The organism is Pantoea sp. EKM20T, from assembly GCF_011800485.1.
Taxonomy (GTDB): Bacteria; Pseudomonadota; Gammaproteobacteria; order Enterobacterales; family Enterobacteriaceae; genus Pantoea; species Pantoea agglomerans.
Genome location: NZ_JAALFW010000001.1, coordinates 566,219 through 582,268, shown reverse-complemented (window position 1 = coordinate 582,268; position 16,050 = coordinate 566,219). Strand labels below are relative to the sequence as shown.

Sequence of the window (16,050 nt, the reverse complement as noted above, 5' to 3'; positions counted from 1 at the left end):
CCGGGGCAGATGGCACCAGCGCTGCGGCTGCGTGCCACGTCACCTTTTCCTCTGGAGATACTGGCATGCAGATCTGGCAACAAAACTACGATCCGCTGGGTAATATCTGGCTTTCAAGCCTGATCGCACTGATCCCGATTCTCTTTTTCTTCTTTGCGCTGATTAAGCTGAAAATGAAAGGCTACCTGGCGGCCACCACCACCGTGGTGCTGGCGCTGCTGGTGGCGCTGTTTCTCTATCAGATGCCGGTTGCACAGGCGCTGGCCGCCGTGGTGTATGGCTTTCTCTATGGCTTGTGGCCGATTGCCTGGATTATTGTCGCCGCGGTGTTCGTCTACAAGATCTCAGTCAAAACCGGCCAGTTCGACATTATCCGCGCCTCTATCCTGTCGATTACTCCCGATCAGCGTCTGCAGATGCTGATTGTCGGCTTCTCGTTCGGAGCGTTTCTGGAAGGGGCTGCGGGCTTTGGTGCGCCGGTGGCGATTACCGCCGCGCTGCTGGTGGGACTCGGCTTTAATCCGCTCTACGCCGCCGGGCTCTGCCTGATTGTGAACACCGCGCCGGTGGCCTTTGGCGCGATGGGCATCCCGATTATTGTGGCGGGGCAGGTGACCGGGCTGGATAGTTTTGCCATCGGCCAGATGGCCGGACGCCAGCTGCCGCTGCTGACCCTGATTGTGCTGTTCTGGATTATGGCGATCATGGATGGCTGGCGCGGGGTGAAAGAGACCTGGCCAGCGGTGGTCGTGGCAGGGGGATCGTTTGCCATTGCCCAGTTCCTCAGCTCCAACTTCCTGGGGCCGGAGCTGCCCGATATTATCTCGTCGCTCGCCTCGCTGATTTCGCTGACGCTGTTCCTGCGGGTCTGGAAGCCGGTTCGCATCTTCCGCTTTGCGGATGCAGAGGCGAAACAGGGCGATCCGTTGCTGCCACCGCAGAAGTATCGGCTGGGGCAGGTGATCCGCGCCTGGATGCCGTTCCTGTTTCTCACCGCCACCGTCACGCTCTGGAGTATCCCGCCGTTTAAAGCGCTGTTCGCCAAAGGCGGTGCGCTCTATGAGTGGGTGCTGGCTATGCCGGTTCCGATGCTGAATGAACTGGTGGCGCGGATGCCGCCCGTGGTCGGCACTGCAACCCCCTATCCGGCCATCTTTAAGCTGGATCTGGTGTCCGCCACCGGCACCGCCATTTTAATTGCGGCGATCATGGCGATGATTTTCCTGCGCATGAAGCCAAAGGCGGCATTGCAGACTTTTGGTGAAACGCTGAAAGAGCTGGCGCTGCCGATCTACTCTATCGGGATGGTACTGGCCTTTGCCTTTATCTCGAATTACTCCGGGCTGTCTGCGACGCTGGCACTGGCGCTGGCGCACACCGGCCACGCTTTTACCTTCTTTTCACCGTTCCTGGGCTGGCTGGGCGTCTTCCTGACCGGATCAGACACCTCATCGAATGCGCTGTTTGCTGCTTTACAGGCCACTACCGCGCAGCAGATTGGCGTCTCCGATATTCTGCTGGTGGCGGCCAACACCACCGGTGGCGTGACCGGTAAGATGATCTCGCCGCAGTCGATCGCTATCGCCTGTGCGGCGGTCGGGCTGGTGGGTAAAGAGTCCGACCTGTTCCGGTTTACCGTTAAACACAGCCTGATTTTCACCTGTATGGTCGGTGTGATAACCACGCTTCAGGCCTACGTCTTCCCCTGGATGATCCCATGAGCAGCAATGCCGATCCGCTGGTGACGCGCCTGCGGGCCTATATCACCGAACATCAGCTCGAGCCGGGCATGCGCCTGCCCGCCGAGCGGCAGCTCTCTGCGGAGCTTGGCGTCTCGCGCTCCTCGCTGCGTGAAGCCATACAACAGTTGATCAGCAACGGCATGCTGATTAGCCGACGCGGCGGCGGCACCTGGATCCGTCAGCAGCTGGCGCCCTGGTCGGAACAGCGCATCGTCGAGCCGATTCGCCAGCTACTGCGCGACGATCCCGACTACCGCTACGACATTCTGGAAGCGCGCCATGCCATCGAGGCCAGCACCGCCTGGCACGCCGCACTGCGCGCCACCGACGCCGACAAAGAGAAGCTGCAGTACGCTTTCGACGCCACCCTGAAGCTGAAAGAGAGTGACGATCCCGATCTCGCCGCCCAGGCGGATGTGCGCTTCCATCTGGCGATTGCTGAGGCGTCGCACAACGTAGTGCTGTTGCAGACCATGCGTGGTTTTTTTGAGCTGCTGCAATCGTCGGTGATGCAGAGCCGTCAGCGCATGTATACCCAGCCCGCGATTTTCGCCCGCCTGACTGAACAGCATCAGGCGCTGCTCGATGCGATCCTCACTGGCGATGCCGACGCTGCGCGCCAGGCGGCGATGCAGCATCTGGGATTCGTGCACACCACCATGAAAAGCCTGCATGAAGATGAAGCGCGTCAGGCGCGCATCACCCGCTTACCGGATAACGACACACGCAACCCAAAGGAATCTGACTGATGATTATCTCCGCTGCCAGTGACTATCGCGCGGCCGCGCAACGTATCCTGCCGCCGTTCCTGTTTCACTATCTTGATGGCGGTGCCTATGCCGAGCACACCCTGCGTCGCAACGTAGAGGATCTCTCGGATGTGGCGCTGCGCCAGCGCATTCTTAAAAATATGTCGGAACTGAGTCTTGAAACCAAACTGTTCAATGAAACCCTGTCGATGCCGGTTGCGCTGGCACCGGTCGGCCTGTGCGGCATGTATGCCCGCCGGGGTGAAGTACAGGCGGCGCGCGCGGCAGACCTGAAAGGCATTCCGTTTACCCTGTCGACCGTCTCGGTCTGCCCGATTGAAGAGGTGGCCCCGCAGATTAAGCGTCCCATGTGGTTCCAGCTCTATGTGCTGCGTGACCGCGGCTTTATGCGCAATGCGCTGGAGCGCGCCAAAGCCGCCGGTTGCTCCACGCTGGTGTTTACCGTGGATATGCCCACGCCGGGCGCGCGCTATCGCGATGCGCACTCCGGGATGAGCGGCAATCACGCGGCGCTGCGTCGTTACTGGCAGGCGGTCACCCATCCACAGTGGGCGCTGGATGTGGGTCTGCAGGGGCGTCCCCACGATCTGGGGAATATCTCCACGTATCTGGGCAAGCCTACCGGGCTGGAAGATTACATCGGCTGGCTGGCGAATAATTTCGATCCCTCTATCTCGTGGCGCGATCTGGAGTGGATCCGCGAGTTCTGGGATGGACCGATGGTCATCAAGGGCATTCTCGATCCGGAAGATGCGCGTGATGCGGTGCGCTTTGGCGCCGATGGCATCGTGGTCTCTAATCACGGCGGACGCCAGCTGGATGGCGTGCTCTCCTCGGCGCGTGCGCTACCGGCCATTGCCGATGCGGTAAAAGGTGACATCGCCATTCTGGCGGACAGTGGCATTCGCAACGGGCTGGATGTGGTGCGGATGATTGCGCTGGGGGCAGACAGCGTGCTGCTGGGACGGGCATTTATCTATGCGCTGGCAACCCACGGTCAGCGCGGCGTAGAAAACCTGCTGACGCTGATTGAAAAAGAGATGCGCGTTGCCATGACCCTCACCGGCGCGAAGTCGATCGGTGAAATTACCCGCGATTCGCTGGTGCAGGCGGAAGCGTTACTGGCACCGCAGAGCACACCGCCACGTCCCCGCGCGGTGAGTTGAGCCTGCGAAAATGAATGTATTGTCTATACTTAGCTTCTTTACCAACAGGAGGAACGACATGACTATTCATAAGAAAGGTTCGGCGCATTGGGAAGGCGATATCAAAGGCAAAGGCACCGTCAGCACCGAGAGCGGCGTGCTGAGCCAGCAGCCTTATGGCTTTAACACCCGTTTTGAAGGCGGCAAAGGCACCAACCCGGAAGAACTGATTGGTGCAGCGCATGCAGCCTGTTTCTCTATGGCGCTGTCGCTGATGCTGGGCAACGCAGGTCATCCACCGGAAAGCATTGATACCACGGCCGACGTGTCGCTGGACAAAAAAGGCGATGGCTTTGCCATCACCAAAGTGGCACTGACCAGCACCATCTCTCTGCCAGGCATTGATGAGTCGACCTTCGACGAGATCATCAATAAAGCCAAAGCGGGCTGCCCGGTTTCTCAGGTACTGAACGCGGAAATTACGCTGGATTACACCCTGAACAACTGATGCCGGTAACGGGTCGCCTTTTGGCGGCACGGGCGTTATGCTATGCCTCACCGGTCCTGTTGCTGACCGGAACAGATGCGCCTTCTGGCGCATCTTCGCTTTCTGACCAGAGGAAACTGAGGTGACGAGATACCGGGCAGCCAAAAAGTACTGGAAGATGGTGCTGGTTCTGTTGTGCATCTGTGGCGCGCTGCTGCTGATTCGCTGGGCTGCCATGATCTGGGCCTGAACAGATGAAGGGGATTGGCCGCCACACGCTGGGCATATTATTAATGGTGATTATTGTGCTGGAAGCGGTTCACTATCTGCTTACTGCCTCATGGCTGCCGTGGCGATAAACGCGCTCAGACAAAGGCATCCTCGCGCCTTTTAGCCCGCACATCGCTGCGCGCAATGCGATAAGCCTTGCGCGGATCGCCTACCACAAACTCAAAGGTTGGCGTGTAGTAAAATGGCAGCCAGCCGCCATAGCTGCTCTCCCACTCCCAACGGACGGGGCAGGGCCACAGAATGCCATCATACAAAAGATAGTAAACCCAGCGTCCACCAGGACGACGGGGGCGTGATGTTTTCATGGGATTCACAACGATAATGGTTAACAACAGCTTATATTTTGTACGCTAAAGCGTCAGCTTGCAACGTTACAGCCCTGCTTTATTGAACCTGGCCCTGAATTAGCGATGTACTTCGCCGCACAGCAGTACCACATTCGGTCTGACTTTATGAATGCGGTTCGCCATCGTTTCACAGTCGACCTTCGTCGGATAGATGCGCTCTGATACCGGCAGCGCCTCGCAGGCATCGTAGCCGCATGCGCTCACTAACAACACAAATCCTATCAACATAGATCCTCTCCTTTACACGGTCTGGTGGTCCGGACTGTGGTGCTTTTTATCCCTTTTTAACATCCAGTATAGACAAACGTGCCGGGGCGGCATTGTCAGTGTGAGCTATGGTCCGCCAGCCAGGGTGTGATGCGGCGGCCTGTAAGGTGTGTCAGAAGGGGCGGGCCTGGCGCTAGCCTGCGAAATACCAGGCGGGCAGCAGCGCAATCAGGTTATTCAGCGTGTGCAGGAAGATGGGCAGCGCCAGACTGTTACTCCGCAGCCGGGCGTAACAGAGCAGTAGCGAAAACAGCGTCAGGGCGATAAGGGTCTGCCAGTGCACATACTGCGTATGCATCACCGCAAACAGCAGTGAGGTCAGCAGCATACAGGCAAAGCGGCTCCGTGGCGCCCACAGCAGAAAGCCCTGCAACAGAAAACCGCGGAACAGCACCTCTTCAAACACCGGTGCGAGCAGCACGGCGGTGAGCAGCAGAATTAGCAGCGAATTGCGTCCCTGTTGGGCCTGCATCACCAGCCATCCTTCCGGCTGCATGAATTGCATCTGTGCGGCCATCAGAACAAATAGCGCGCCAGTAAACAGCAGAGTTTGCAGCGTGCAGAGTTCACCCAGCGGCAGGTCGGTGCGGCGCTGGCAGTAAAAGCGGTAAAGCGGATAGATAACAGCAAATTCAAACAGGCAGAGCACCGGCACCAGCAGGCCGTCATTACGCAGCACGCTGTAATTAGGGAACAGCGTGATCAGCATGGTAACCAGGTAATAGACCACAAAGCTGCCGACGTAGAACAGCGTCAGTGTCACTCTGTCGGAATTGGTATTCATAGGCGACTCTGCCAGCGAAGGTTAGCGCATAGTAGCAATGCACCAGATCGCTGTCGAGTCAGCCTGTAACACAATATTTAAGCGCAAAATGTTAACCGCAGACTAAACACCCGCGCGCGCGAGCCGATAACTGAGGAAACTAATCTGGTCAGCACTGCATGTTGTATTGCAGGCCCGTCATCTCAAACTCTGACTGTGTAGTGAGCACTCTTAATGACTTCTAACCCTCCGGCGCCACCCTCGCCTCCATTCAGTCATGCCGCTGAAGACCGCACTGTCCGCTTTACGCGGCGCAGCCTGCGCACGCTTTCGCTGCTGCTGTTTGGCGTGCTGGTGCTCTCGATGCTGATGGTGCTGACGATTGCGCAGCGGCAAAACAGCGTATCGGTTGAGCATGACCAGTTGCTGATGCAGCAGGCGTGGAAAAATCGTCAGGAGGCGATGGTCACGGATATCCGGGATTATGCGTTCTGGGGCGAAGCCTGGCGCAATCTCCATGTCAGGGTCAACAAAGTCTGGGCTTATGACGAAGAGAACTTTGGTCCGGGCCTCTACGAAGAGTATCACTATGAGGGCGTATTCGTGGTCGACGGCAACGGTCACACCACGTACAGCGTCATTAATGGGCAGCTGGTGGATACGCCGCTGGAAGCCTGGCTGGGAAAAGAGGCTCCAGCGCTGATTGCGGCGGCACGTCAGCGCAACGACGCGGCGATAACCCGTGATGCGCTGATTAATCATCTGCCCGCCATTGTGGTTGCCGCCCCCATCGGCAGCGGCAAACTGACGAATATGCCGCCGATAGCGGGGCCAGCGTCAGTCATGGTGTTTGTGAATCTGTTCACCCCTGCCAAATTACAGGCGCTGGGCGCCACGCTGGATGTGCGCGAACTGCGCCTGCCCGTCAGTGCAGGGGATGCCCTGCGTGAACCGCGGATGGTGCAACCGTTACCCGGTGGCGATCTGATTGTGCTGCGCTGGACTCCAAAGATGCCTGGCATGGGCCTGGTCTGGTTTCTGTTACCACTGCTGATGCTCATGGCGATCATCATTGGCATAATCACCCATCGCGTCAGCCGCCATGCGCTCTCTAATGCGATTCTTTCTGACCGGCGCTTTGCCCTGCTGGCGATCAGTCAGCAGGAGCTGGCCAACAGCGAAGCGCGGTTTCGCGATCTCGCTGAGGCAGCGTCAGACTGGATCTGGGAAACGGATGAAGAGGGCCGCCTCATCTACCTCTCAGCGCGCTTTCAAACCGTGACCGGCCACGATATTACACACTGGCTGGGCCGTCACATCGATCACCTGCTGACGCATCCCAGCCATTCGCTGGTCGCCTGGCTGCAGCGTCAGGAGGAGGAGGGGCAACGGATGCCACTGCGCTGTCAGTTTATGTCGGCGCACGGCAACCGCCGTATCGGCCAGCTGGTCGCGAAAACAATCTGGCATGAGGCGCGACGTATCGGGTTTCGCGGCACGGTATCGGACATCACTCAGAGCATGGAAGCCGAGGCGCGCATTCATTTTTTGTCGCGTCACGACGTCTTAACCGGCCTGTCGAACCGCGTGCAGCTGCAGGAGTTTCTGACGCTACACCTTGAGCTGCCTGATGGCGCTGCGCCGCTGACGCTGATTACCCTCGATCTCGATCAGTTCAGGCCGATTAATGAAACCTGGGGCCATGCGGCGGGCGATGAAGTGCTGAGCCAGATAGCGCAGCGTCTGAAGCGCTGTATCGGCCCGCAGGAGCTGGTGGCGCGGCTGAGTGGCGATGAGTTTGTGCTGGTATTGCGTGAAACGAACCGTGAGCGGGTCGATCAGCGTTGCGCACAGCTGGTGCACGAGGTTCAGCAGCCCATCAGCACCGGCCAGCATGTCCACTATCTCACCGTCAGCATGGGGATTGCCTGTGTACCGCAGGATGCCAGCCATCCGGAAGCGCTGCTGCAAATGGCTGATATCGCGCTGAATGAAGCGCGCGAAGCGGGACGCAATCAGTGGGTCTGGTATGCCAATGAGATGGCCAGTCAGCGTGAGGATAAGCGTGAAATGGCGCGGCGGATTGAGAAAGCGCTGAAGAACAATGAATTTCGCCTGCACTACCAGCCCCGCTATCAACTGCTGACGGGTCAGCTGGCGGGTGCTGAGGCGCTGATTCGCTGGCAGATTGCGCCGGATGAGTGGATTACCCCCGATCACTTTATTCCGCTGGCGGAAGAGAGCGGTCTCATCGCCACTATCAGCGACTGGGTGTTGATGCGGGCGTGTGAGGATGCGCTGGGATGGGGGGGCGATCGCTATGTTTCGGTTAATATTTCGCCCATGGAGTTCCGCACCAGCGATTTAGTGCAGCGGGTTGCAGATGTGCTGGCGAAAAGTGGCCTGCCGGCTACCCGGCTGGAGCTGGAGATCACGGAGAACGTGACCTTTGAACATCCGCAGCATGCGCTGGAGGTGATGCAGGGTTTACGGTCACTCGGGGTAAGGTTAACCGTTGATGATTTCGGCACCGGCTATGCGGCCCTGGGCTACCTGAAGACCTTCCCGTTTAATGGGCTGAAGATCGATCGCTCCTGGATGAAAGATTTCCCGGAGTCGCAGCAGGCACAATCGGTGGTCGCGGGGATTATTGCGCTGGCACGCGCCTTTGCCCTGACAATTACGGCTGAGGGGATTGAGACAGAAGCGCAACTGAACCAGCTAAAACAGCTCTCGTGCGAAGAGGGGCAAGGCTACTTCCTCGGTCGACCGATGCCGCTGGCTGCATTCAGTACGCTTCTGGAAAGAACCGCGCAGAACCAGGCTGAACCCGTTTAACGGACTTTAACCGCCACGGCGGTCATCAGCATTGCGCAGACGACAAAAATAATCAGTTCCATCATGACCTCCTCAGGGCTAAGACTATTCTTAATATTGTAGTGGTCCGCTGTGCTTTTTTTAGGCAATGAGTGCGATTAATCTTAAAAAATGACCTGTGCCGCGACCCGTTTAATGCTGCTGTAACAACTTTACTTTTTAGGGGTTCAGGTCAGCAGGTGCGCTTTGCTACTCTTGGGGCAGGGTTTTACACGTCCAACAGGAGAATAAACGTGAAATTTTATGGAAAAGGGCTGCTGGTAATGGGGCTGTTTGCATTAACCGCCTGTCAATCTGCCTCTAAGCCCGATACCGCCAGTGTGGCACAGGATCCCGAAGCTGACCGCTGCGGTGCCTCTCAGTATCAGAATTATGTCGGTAAACCGTTAACCGCGCTGCAGGGTCAGCACTTCGAACAGAAGGTACGCGCCATCCCCTATAATTCTGCCGTCACCATGGACTTCAACCTTAACCGGCTGAACTTCCTGGCTGACAAAAATGGCAATATCAGCTCAGTTTATTGTGGTTAACGGCAAAGATGTCATAGGTTTGTCATAACGGCAGGCGAGGATAGCAGCGCGTTTAAGAAACTTCCTCGTCACACAATAGATAGTGCTCGTCTTGTTTATTCCCGCCCCGGCGGGAATTTTTTTAGCGGCTTCGGGCCGTAACAGGAGCAGAGAAGATGAAACGCATAATCGGGGCACTTCTGCCCGCATTGTTACTCAGCAGCACACTGGCGCAGGCTTCCAGTGAAGAGGCCTGGCAAAAGAGCCGTCAGGTGATGGTGCAGGCCTGCATTAACGCCAGTCATCTGAGCAAAGTAAAGGTGCTGGGCGAGGCGATCGAGTATGACGACAATACGGGCTACAGCGCACTGTTGCTGGAGGGACGTTATCCCCAGCCGCAGATGAAAAATAAGCGTGGACGGGAGCTGTGCCTGTTTCAGCGCAGCAGCGGACGAGCCAGCATCAGCGAAGCGGATAAATTGCGCTGGGTGAAGTAGGTGGTGGGTTTACGCCTCCGGCTGCGTGTCGATCAACTGCGCCAGCAGGGTGCGATAACGCTGCAACTGCGTCTCGTCGCCCTCTACTTCCAGTTTATCGATAACCCGCGCAATAAGGGCTTTATTGGTGGCGGGTTCTCCCGCTTCCATTATTTCACGCAGAATCACCGCCAGCAGATCGGACTCAGGCGGTATTCGCCAGTCCGGGCTGTTAAAATAGTCGCTGATAGCACGGCTGGCGCTGTCAGGTTGTACTCTCATTACCCACCTCCGCTAAAACAAGACTCCCTCCCTTACACCTGAGCATAAGGGCGTATAACCATGAAATAAGCTGGTTCGCCTCAGCGTAGCCGGACGGTCTGCACCGTTTTTTGCGGAGGATGTCGCGCCGATTAAAAAGATTGCTATACCGCCGCGGCTGGCGGTTTTTTAAACATAGAAGCGGGGTGAAGAGTTGTCAGTAACAGAATGACATATTTTTCTATATTGACGGGCCGGATTGAGGGAGATCGGGTCTGGCCAGACCATCGCCCGCGTGCTTCGCGCTAAAAACCCGGTGGGCTGGAAAATTTGCGCCGGTGATTGCGCTGAATCAAAGAGGAAACCGGTCTTTTGCCATTTGTGCCATGTTTTGTCGGTCACGCTGAGAATAGCCGCGTTAGACTGAACATTCCCTCTCTTTAAAATATCTGCTCATGCCACGCACTATAGAACCCTGGAAGATAAACCTGATCTCGGTCTGGTTTGGCTGTTTTTTTACCGGCCTGGCCATCAGCCAGATTATCCCGTTTCTGCCGCTCTACCTTGAGCAGCTTGGCATAACCGGTGGCGAATCACTGAGCCTCTGGTCGGGTCTAACCTTCAGTATCACCTTTGTGGTTTCGGCGGCCGTAGCCCCGCTGTGGGGCAGTCTTGCCGATCGTAAAGGCCGTAAGCTGATGCTGCTGCGCGCCGCTTTTGGCATGGGCGTGGTAATTCTGCTACAGGCTTTTGTCACCGAAGCCTGGCAGTTGCTGCTGCTGCGTGCCCTGATGGGGCTGACCTCCGGATATATTCCCAACGCCATGGCGCTGGTGGCCGCTCAGGTGCCGCGTGAACGCAGCGGCTGGGCGCTGAGCTGTGTCTCAACCGGTCAGATTGGCGGGGTGATTCTGGGGCCGATGCTGGGCGGGCTGCTGGCAGACTGGGTCGGTTTGCGTACGGTGTTTATTGTCACCGCAGCGCTGCTGATGGTCAGCTTTCTGGTGACGCTGTTCCTGATCAAGGAGACCGGTTACACCCCGGTGAGTAAAAAGGAGAAGCTCAGCGGACGCGAGGTTTTCAGCTCGCTGGATAATCCAAAACTGATGCTCTGCCTCTTTTTCACCACCATGGTGATTCAGATGTGCAACGGATCGGTGAACCCGATCCTGACGCTCTTTGTGCGGGAACTGGCACCCACCGCTGAGAATATCGCTTTTCTTAGCGGGGTCATTGCCGCGCTGCCTGGCGTCTCTGCACTGCTGGCCGCGCCTCGTCTGGGACGACTCGGCGATCGCATCGGCACGCAGCGTATCCTGCTGGCAACGATGGTCATCTCGCTGCTGCTGTTTATCGCCATGTCGTTTGTCACCAGCACGACACAGCTGGGGGTATTACGTTTTCTGCTGGGCTTTGCCGATGGCGCGATGATGCCCGCGGTGCAGACGCTGCTGGTGCGTCACTCGCGTGACAACATCACCGGCCGGATCTTCGGCTATAACCAGTCCTTTATGTATCTCGGCAATGTCGCGGGTCCGCTGCTGGGCGCCGCGGTGTCGGCGGTGGCCGGTTTCCGCTGGGTCTTTTTTGCCACCGCCGTGGTCGTGCTGATTAACGTACTGTTTCTGAAGCGCTTTTACCGGCGTCCGAAGACAGCGCTGCCCGCGTCGGCTGACAAATCGTCAGTTCAGCCTGCCAGCGCTGCTGAGTCAGTAAAAACTCAGGACTGACGCTGGGGCTCCAGGAGTCATCGCCGCCGACACCCATGTGGCAGGCATCCAGATGCAGCCAGCAGCCCGCTTCCGGACGCAGATGGTGGCGGTGTGATGCCTCCCGCAACTGCTCCAGGCTGAAACGGCTCAGTGAGAAAGCGAAATCGCCGCTGACCTGCCAGCTGCCGCTGTCGAGCTGACGGGTGCCGCAGCGCAGACCGTTCTCACCCGGGAAAACATAAGGCGTTGAGAGCTGATCCAGCGGCAGCTCCCAGCGGGAAAACTGCGCGGCCAGCTGGCGATCGGGATAGTTTTCATGCGGACCCAGGCCGAGCCAGCTCACCTGTTGTGGTATCTGCGTCAGCTCACAGCGTAATCCGATACGGGCGGGCGGGGGCAATCCACGCGACTGCTCAACGGAAAGCTGCAACTGCAACTCACCCTGCGCATTGATCAGATAACGTTTACGGCTGATAAAGGCGATCTGGCCATGGGCGAGCCAGCTGTGCAGCGTTTCAATCTGCACCGCCTGTGGCAACGCATTCGCCGTCATCGACACCAACTGGCTGCTCATCTGGTCATAACCCGCCGCTTTCCAGCGCTCAACCCAGGCATTGGGATCAACGCGTTCCGCTTCGCTGGTGCCGATGTCATTGTCGAGCGGCGCGCGAATAAAGCAGTCCTGAAGCGGTGAAAGCAGCGTGGGCTGTTCATCCACAAACCACTGCGTCAGTTCGCCGCTGTGGCGTGAAAAATGCCAGCGTTGCTGCTGATGGGTGATGACAATCTCACGGGTATCATCGTGCAGGCCCGGTGCGTGGCCGCTCTCCGGCTTTGATGGCAGCGCCAGCGATGAGGGCAGCGCCCACTGGTGCCAGGCGACACGCCAGCCAGCGGCGCTCCATTGGGTCGGTTGAATCTGATGAACCGCGACGTTCAGCCAGCATTCGCCCTGTAATGCTGGCGGTGACGGCAGCGTGATCCGCTGCTGGCCCTGTGGAGCCATATCCAGCGGCACTTCTCCTTCCGTCACCACATGACCCGCCTGTTCGATGCGCCAGCGCAGCACTTCGTTGTCACTGTGGCGGAACAGATAGTCGCTGCTGACCGTAAAGCTCAGCGGATCGCCGGGATCGACGACAAATTGCCAGAACTGCTGGGCGCACTGCGCCTCATAAAGCGCCGGATGCGGCGTGCGATCGGCAAATACCAGCCCGTTCATACAGAACTGACGATCGTTGGGTTTATCGCCAAAATCGCCGCCGTAGGCCTGCCAGGGTTCGCCCTGATCGTCATAGCGGGTCAGGCTCTGATCAACCCAGTCCCAGACGAAGCCGCCCTGCAGACGCGGGAACTGGCGGAAGGCCTGCCAGTACTTAGCAAAACCGCCAAAGCTGTTGCCCATGGCATGCGCGTACTCACACAGGATCAGCGGACGCGTCTCACCCGGCAGACCGATCCACTTTTTCAGCGACCATTTCGGCACCGCCGGGAAGGGCTGATCTTCATCAACCCTGGCATACATCGGGCAGATGATATCGGTAGCAGCGGTATCCGCACCGCCGCCTTCATACTGAACCGGACGCGTTGGATCGCTGCTTTTTACCCAGCGGTAGAGCGCATCGTGCGTGGCACCATGTCCTGACTCATTGCCCAGCGACCAGATAATAATGCTGCAGTGATTACGATCGCGCTGCACCATGCGCGTCACGCGTTCGCTATAGGCGGCGAACCAGCGGGGATCATCGGAGAGCCGGTTCATCGGCTGCATGCCGTGGGTTTCGATATTGGCCTCATCCACCACATAAAGCCCATACTGATCGCATAACCGGTACCAGAGCGGATGATTAGGGTAGTGCGAACAGCGCACCGCATTAAAATTGTGCTGCTTCATCAGCTCAATGTCGCGGCGCATCGTCGCCTCATCCACCACCTGACCGCGCTCCGGATGATGTTCATGACGGTTGGTGCCGCGGATCAGCAGCGGCTTGCCGTTCAGACAGAGCAGTCCGTTGTCGATGGTGACCTGACGGAAGCCGACATCATAGGCTTCCACCTCGATCAGCTGCTGATTCTCATCCAGCAGCGCCAGCGTGGCGCGATAGAGGTGGGGTGTTTCGGCACTCCACAGCGCAGGCTGTTCCACCGGCAGGCTGAGCAGGGCGCGTTCGGGATAGTGACCCCGCTCGTCAATAATGGCACTGCCCAGCGGCTGCTGACACTGAGCAATCTGCTGGTCACCCTGCCACAGCGTCAGGCGCAGCTGATAGCGCGAGCTGACGTCAGCTGGCAGAGCAACACGGACCCGGGCACGCAATTCGGCACGGTAAAACTCCGGGCTGAGCCGGGTTTCCAGCTGAACATCGGCCAGATGCACCTGCGGTTTATGCAATAACGTGACGTCACGGAAAATACCGCTCATTCGCCACATATCCTGATCTTCCAGATAACTGCCGTCGCTCCAGCGCAGCACCATTACTGCCAGCCGGTTTTTGCCCGGCCGCAGATAAGGCGTCAGGTCGAATTCAGCGGGCAGACGACTGTCCTGAGAGTAGCCAATCCAGTGTCCGTTGCACCACAGGTGAAAGGCCGAGTTTACGCCGTCAAAAATGATGCGTGTCTGCCCATTATCCAGCCAGGCTGCGTCAGTGCTGAATGTGAGCGAGTAACATCCGGTTGGATTCTCTGTGGGTACCAGCGGAGGATTGACCGGAATCGGATACTGCACGTTGGTATAAATGGGGGCATCGAAGCTGTGCATCTGCCAGTTGGCCGGAACCGGAAGGGTCGTAGTGTCCGGCAGATCCTGCAGTAACCAGCTGGCCGGGACCGCTTCAGGCTGCGTAAAATAACGGAAACCCCACTCTCCGTTGAGGCTCTGCAGTGACGCCGAGGGGCTGTCATCCCGCGCGGCTGCTTCATCTCGCCAACTGGCGAATGGCGGGTGCGCATCCAGCCGATGCAGCGAGGTCACGACCGGATTTTCCCAGTCGCGCCGGGAGAGGATGTCACTGAAAGCAGCCTGAGAGAGAGTCATGTTTATATCCTGTAAATGTAATGCGCTCACAATGCGCAAAATTACGCCGCCTGTAAAGTGTTCACCCTCCCGATTTGCACAAATAATTTGTGCTGTAATCCAGCCGGGATGTTGAGATTGTGCCGCCTTAATGGTGGTAAATCGTTAAGCCTGGTCAGCAAAGATGAATAGTCGCCGGATGCGGAAGAATCTCACTTGTCGCCATGCAGGTGGCTCCATACACTCAGCCCGATTTCATCACCCTGAGGTAGATATGGTACGAATCTTTAAGCTGGCTGCCGTTGTGGCATTGGTTACTGCATTAAGCGGATGTATTTTCCCGCCTCCAGGCGGCGGTGGCGGTGGCTGGGGCGGACACGGCGGCGGACCAGGCCGCGGATTTGTCGATCCTCGCTAAGCAAAAGACCGATTTCGGGCGTGCGAAACGTTTAACCATAGCGTTGATTGCAGGGAAAACGTTTCGCTCGCAAGGTTAGCCGGAATCGTCTGAGCAGACGGTGAGGAATGCGGGCTAACTCACTGAAAAAAGTAGCGGTTACCCTCTGTTTTTTTAGCCAGCGTGGTGATAATTTCAGCTTTTCTCCACCGCTGAGATAACAGCATGAAAAATCTGATTGCTGAATTGCTGGTAAAGCTGGCTGAAAAAGAGGCGACAGCCAAAGAGCAGATGGCGCAAATCGAAGCGCTGGAGATTGTTGTTACCGCACTGGTTCGCAAGCTGGAGCCGCAACAACATCTGGCTATAACCACCAGTATTGAAACCGCAATAGACAATGTGGCCGATGCCGGAGATGAAAATGCGCAACTGCTGCGCAATTACATCGAAAAGTTACTCCGCCATCCTCGTCAGTAACAATCCCAGTGCCAGACTGGAATGGGATCTTCACATCACTTTGACCTGAAACATTTTCCGCTTTGCTTATTCGCTGCCAGAATAACAAAGGACAATCCACTGTGGAGATAACAAGATGAAAGTCGGTTTAATGGCGATGATGATGGCGGGCCTGCTGGTCAGTGGACTGGCCGGTGCGGCGGAAAAGACCCCGCAGCAGGAGAAGATGACGATGTGTAACCAGCATGCTAAATCACAGGATCTTAAAGGGGATGCGCGCAAAACCTTTATGAGTGAATGCCTGAAAAAGGACAGCAAGCTGTCGCAGATGTCACCGCAGCAGATGAAAATGAAAAGCTGTAACGGCGAAGCTGGTGATAAAAAACTGGCGGGCGGTGCGCGTAAAACCTTTATGAGCCAGTGCCTGAAAAAAAGCTGATTATCCCCACGGCCACGCAGGTGGCCGCTTCTCCTTCCCGCGCAATGCTGATTAAATTCCATTCTATAACAGCATGTTAACCTTCTGATAAGCAT

General features: G+C 57.3%; 16 protein-coding genes. 11 read left to right on the top strand and 5 right to left on the bottom strand.

The window, feature by feature from the left end; all coding sequences use genetic code 11:
- Positions 1–65 precede the first annotated feature (65 nt).
- The 5 genes from lldP to yniD all read left to right on the top strand — a co-directional run bounded on the left by lldP (position 66) and on the right by yniD (position 4,394).
- On the top strand, positions 66–1,721 hold the full coding sequence (gene lldP, locus HFD94_RS02825; protein ID WP_010255230.1) for an L-lactate permease: 1,656 nt from the start codon (positions 66–68) through the stop codon (positions 1,719–1,721).
- Positions 1,718–2,491, top strand: coding sequence for a transcriptional regulator LldR (gene lldR / locus HFD94_RS02820; protein WP_010255231.1), 774 nt, complete (start codon positions 1,718–1,720; stop codon positions 2,489–2,491). Before lldP ends, lldR begins: the two co-directional genes overlap by 4 nt.
- Complete coding sequence (lldD, locus tag HFD94_RS02815; protein WP_022625165.1) at positions 2,491–3,678, top strand: FMN-dependent L-lactate dehydrogenase LldD; 1,188 nt, start codon at positions 2,491–2,493, stop codon at positions 3,676–3,678. Before lldR ends, lldD begins: the two co-directional genes overlap by 1 nt.
- Positions 3,679–3,736: 58 nt before the next feature.
- Positions 3,737–4,165, top strand: a complete 429-nt coding sequence (locus tag HFD94_RS02810) for an OsmC family protein (RefSeq protein ID WP_022625164.1) — start codon at positions 3,737–3,739, stop codon at positions 4,163–4,165.
- A gap of 121 nt (positions 4,166–4,286) precedes the next feature.
- A complete protein-coding gene (gene yniD, locus HFD94_RS23150) occupies positions 4,287–4,394 on the top strand; it encodes a small membrane protein YniD (RefSeq protein WP_022625163.1) in 108 nt (35 codons plus the stop codon).
- Between the two features lie 115 nt (positions 4,395–4,509).
- On the opposite strand, the gene HFD94_RS02805 is transcribed toward yniD, so the two are convergent.
- The 3 genes from HFD94_RS02805 to HFD94_RS02795 all read right to left on the bottom strand — a co-directional run bounded on the left by HFD94_RS02805 (position 4,510) and on the right by HFD94_RS02795 (position 5,833).
- Positions 4,510–4,740, bottom strand: coding sequence for a hypothetical protein (locus tag HFD94_RS02805; RefSeq protein ID WP_029519422.1), 231 nt, complete (start codon positions 4,738–4,740; stop codon positions 4,510–4,512).
- 99 nt (positions 4,741–4,839) lie between these two features.
- On the bottom strand, positions 4,840–5,010 hold the full coding sequence (locus HFD94_RS02800; RefSeq protein WP_003850083.1) for a hypothetical protein: 171 nt from the start codon (positions 5,008–5,010) through the stop codon (positions 4,840–4,842).
- 172 nt (positions 5,011–5,182) lie between these two features.
- Complete coding sequence (locus HFD94_RS02795; protein WP_010255238.1) at positions 5,183–5,833, bottom strand: CPBP family intramembrane glutamic endopeptidase; 651 nt, start codon at positions 5,831–5,833, stop codon at positions 5,183–5,185.
- A gap of 213 nt (positions 5,834–6,046) precedes the next feature.
- Here HFD94_RS02795 and HFD94_RS02790 point away from each other — a divergent pair, with 213 nt between their 5' ends.
- From HFD94_RS02790 to HFD94_RS02780, 3 genes are all read left to right on the top strand, one after another.
- Positions 6,047–8,650, top strand: coding sequence for an EAL domain-containing protein (locus HFD94_RS02790; protein ID WP_033785408.1), 2,604 nt, complete (start codon positions 6,047–6,049; stop codon positions 8,648–8,650).
- 272 nt (positions 8,651–8,922) lie between these two features.
- Positions 8,923–9,219, top strand: a complete 297-nt coding sequence (locus HFD94_RS02785) for an I78 family peptidase inhibitor (protein ID WP_122889157.1) — start codon at positions 8,923–8,925, stop codon at positions 9,217–9,219.
- 155 nt (positions 9,220–9,374) lie between these two features.
- Entirely contained in the window at positions 9,375–9,695 is a 321-nt protein-coding gene (locus HFD94_RS02780) for a hypothetical protein (protein WP_010255244.1), read from the top strand.
- A gap of 9 nt (positions 9,696–9,704) precedes the next feature.
- On the opposite strand, the gene HFD94_RS02775 is transcribed toward HFD94_RS02780, so the two are convergent.
- Positions 9,705–9,956: a biofilm development regulator YmgB/AriR family protein gene (locus tag HFD94_RS02775; RefSeq protein WP_010255246.1), complete on the bottom strand. Its 252-nt coding sequence runs from the start codon at positions 9,954–9,956 to the stop codon at positions 9,705–9,707.
- Positions 9,957–10,390: 434 nt separating this feature from the next.
- Here HFD94_RS02775 and HFD94_RS02770 point away from each other — a divergent pair, with 434 nt between their 5' ends.
- Positions 10,391–11,665 (top strand): multidrug efflux MFS transporter, encoded by a 1,275-nt coding sequence (locus HFD94_RS02770; RefSeq protein WP_122889156.1) that lies wholly within the window; start codon positions 10,391–10,393, stop codon positions 11,663–11,665.
- Here HFD94_RS02770 and HFD94_RS02765 read toward each other — a convergent pair.
- Positions 11,547–14,684 carry a beta-galactosidase gene (locus HFD94_RS02765; protein ID WP_167432739.1) on the bottom strand — a complete coding sequence of 1,046 codons (3,138 nt, stop codon included), beginning with the start codon at positions 14,682–14,684 and terminating at the stop codon, positions 11,547–11,549. The genes HFD94_RS02770 and HFD94_RS02765 overlap by 119 nt on opposite strands.
- Before the next feature lie 601 nt (positions 14,685–15,285).
- Between HFD94_RS02765 and iraP the strand changes: the two genes are divergently transcribed.
- Together iraP and HFD94_RS02755 are read left to right on the top strand one after the other, a co-directional pair.
- The gene (gene iraP, locus HFD94_RS02760) at positions 15,286–15,537 is read left to right on the top strand and encodes an anti-adapter protein IraP (RefSeq protein ID WP_010255252.1); all 252 of its coding nucleotides are present in this window, start codon (positions 15,286–15,288) and stop codon (positions 15,535–15,537) included.
- A 115-nt stretch (positions 15,538–15,652) separates the two neighbouring features.
- On the top strand, positions 15,653–15,955 hold the full coding sequence (locus HFD94_RS02755) for a PsiF family protein (RefSeq protein ID WP_122889154.1): 303 nt from the start codon (positions 15,653–15,655) through the stop codon (positions 15,953–15,955).
- The last annotated feature ends 95 nt before the right edge of the window (positions 15,956–16,050 follow it).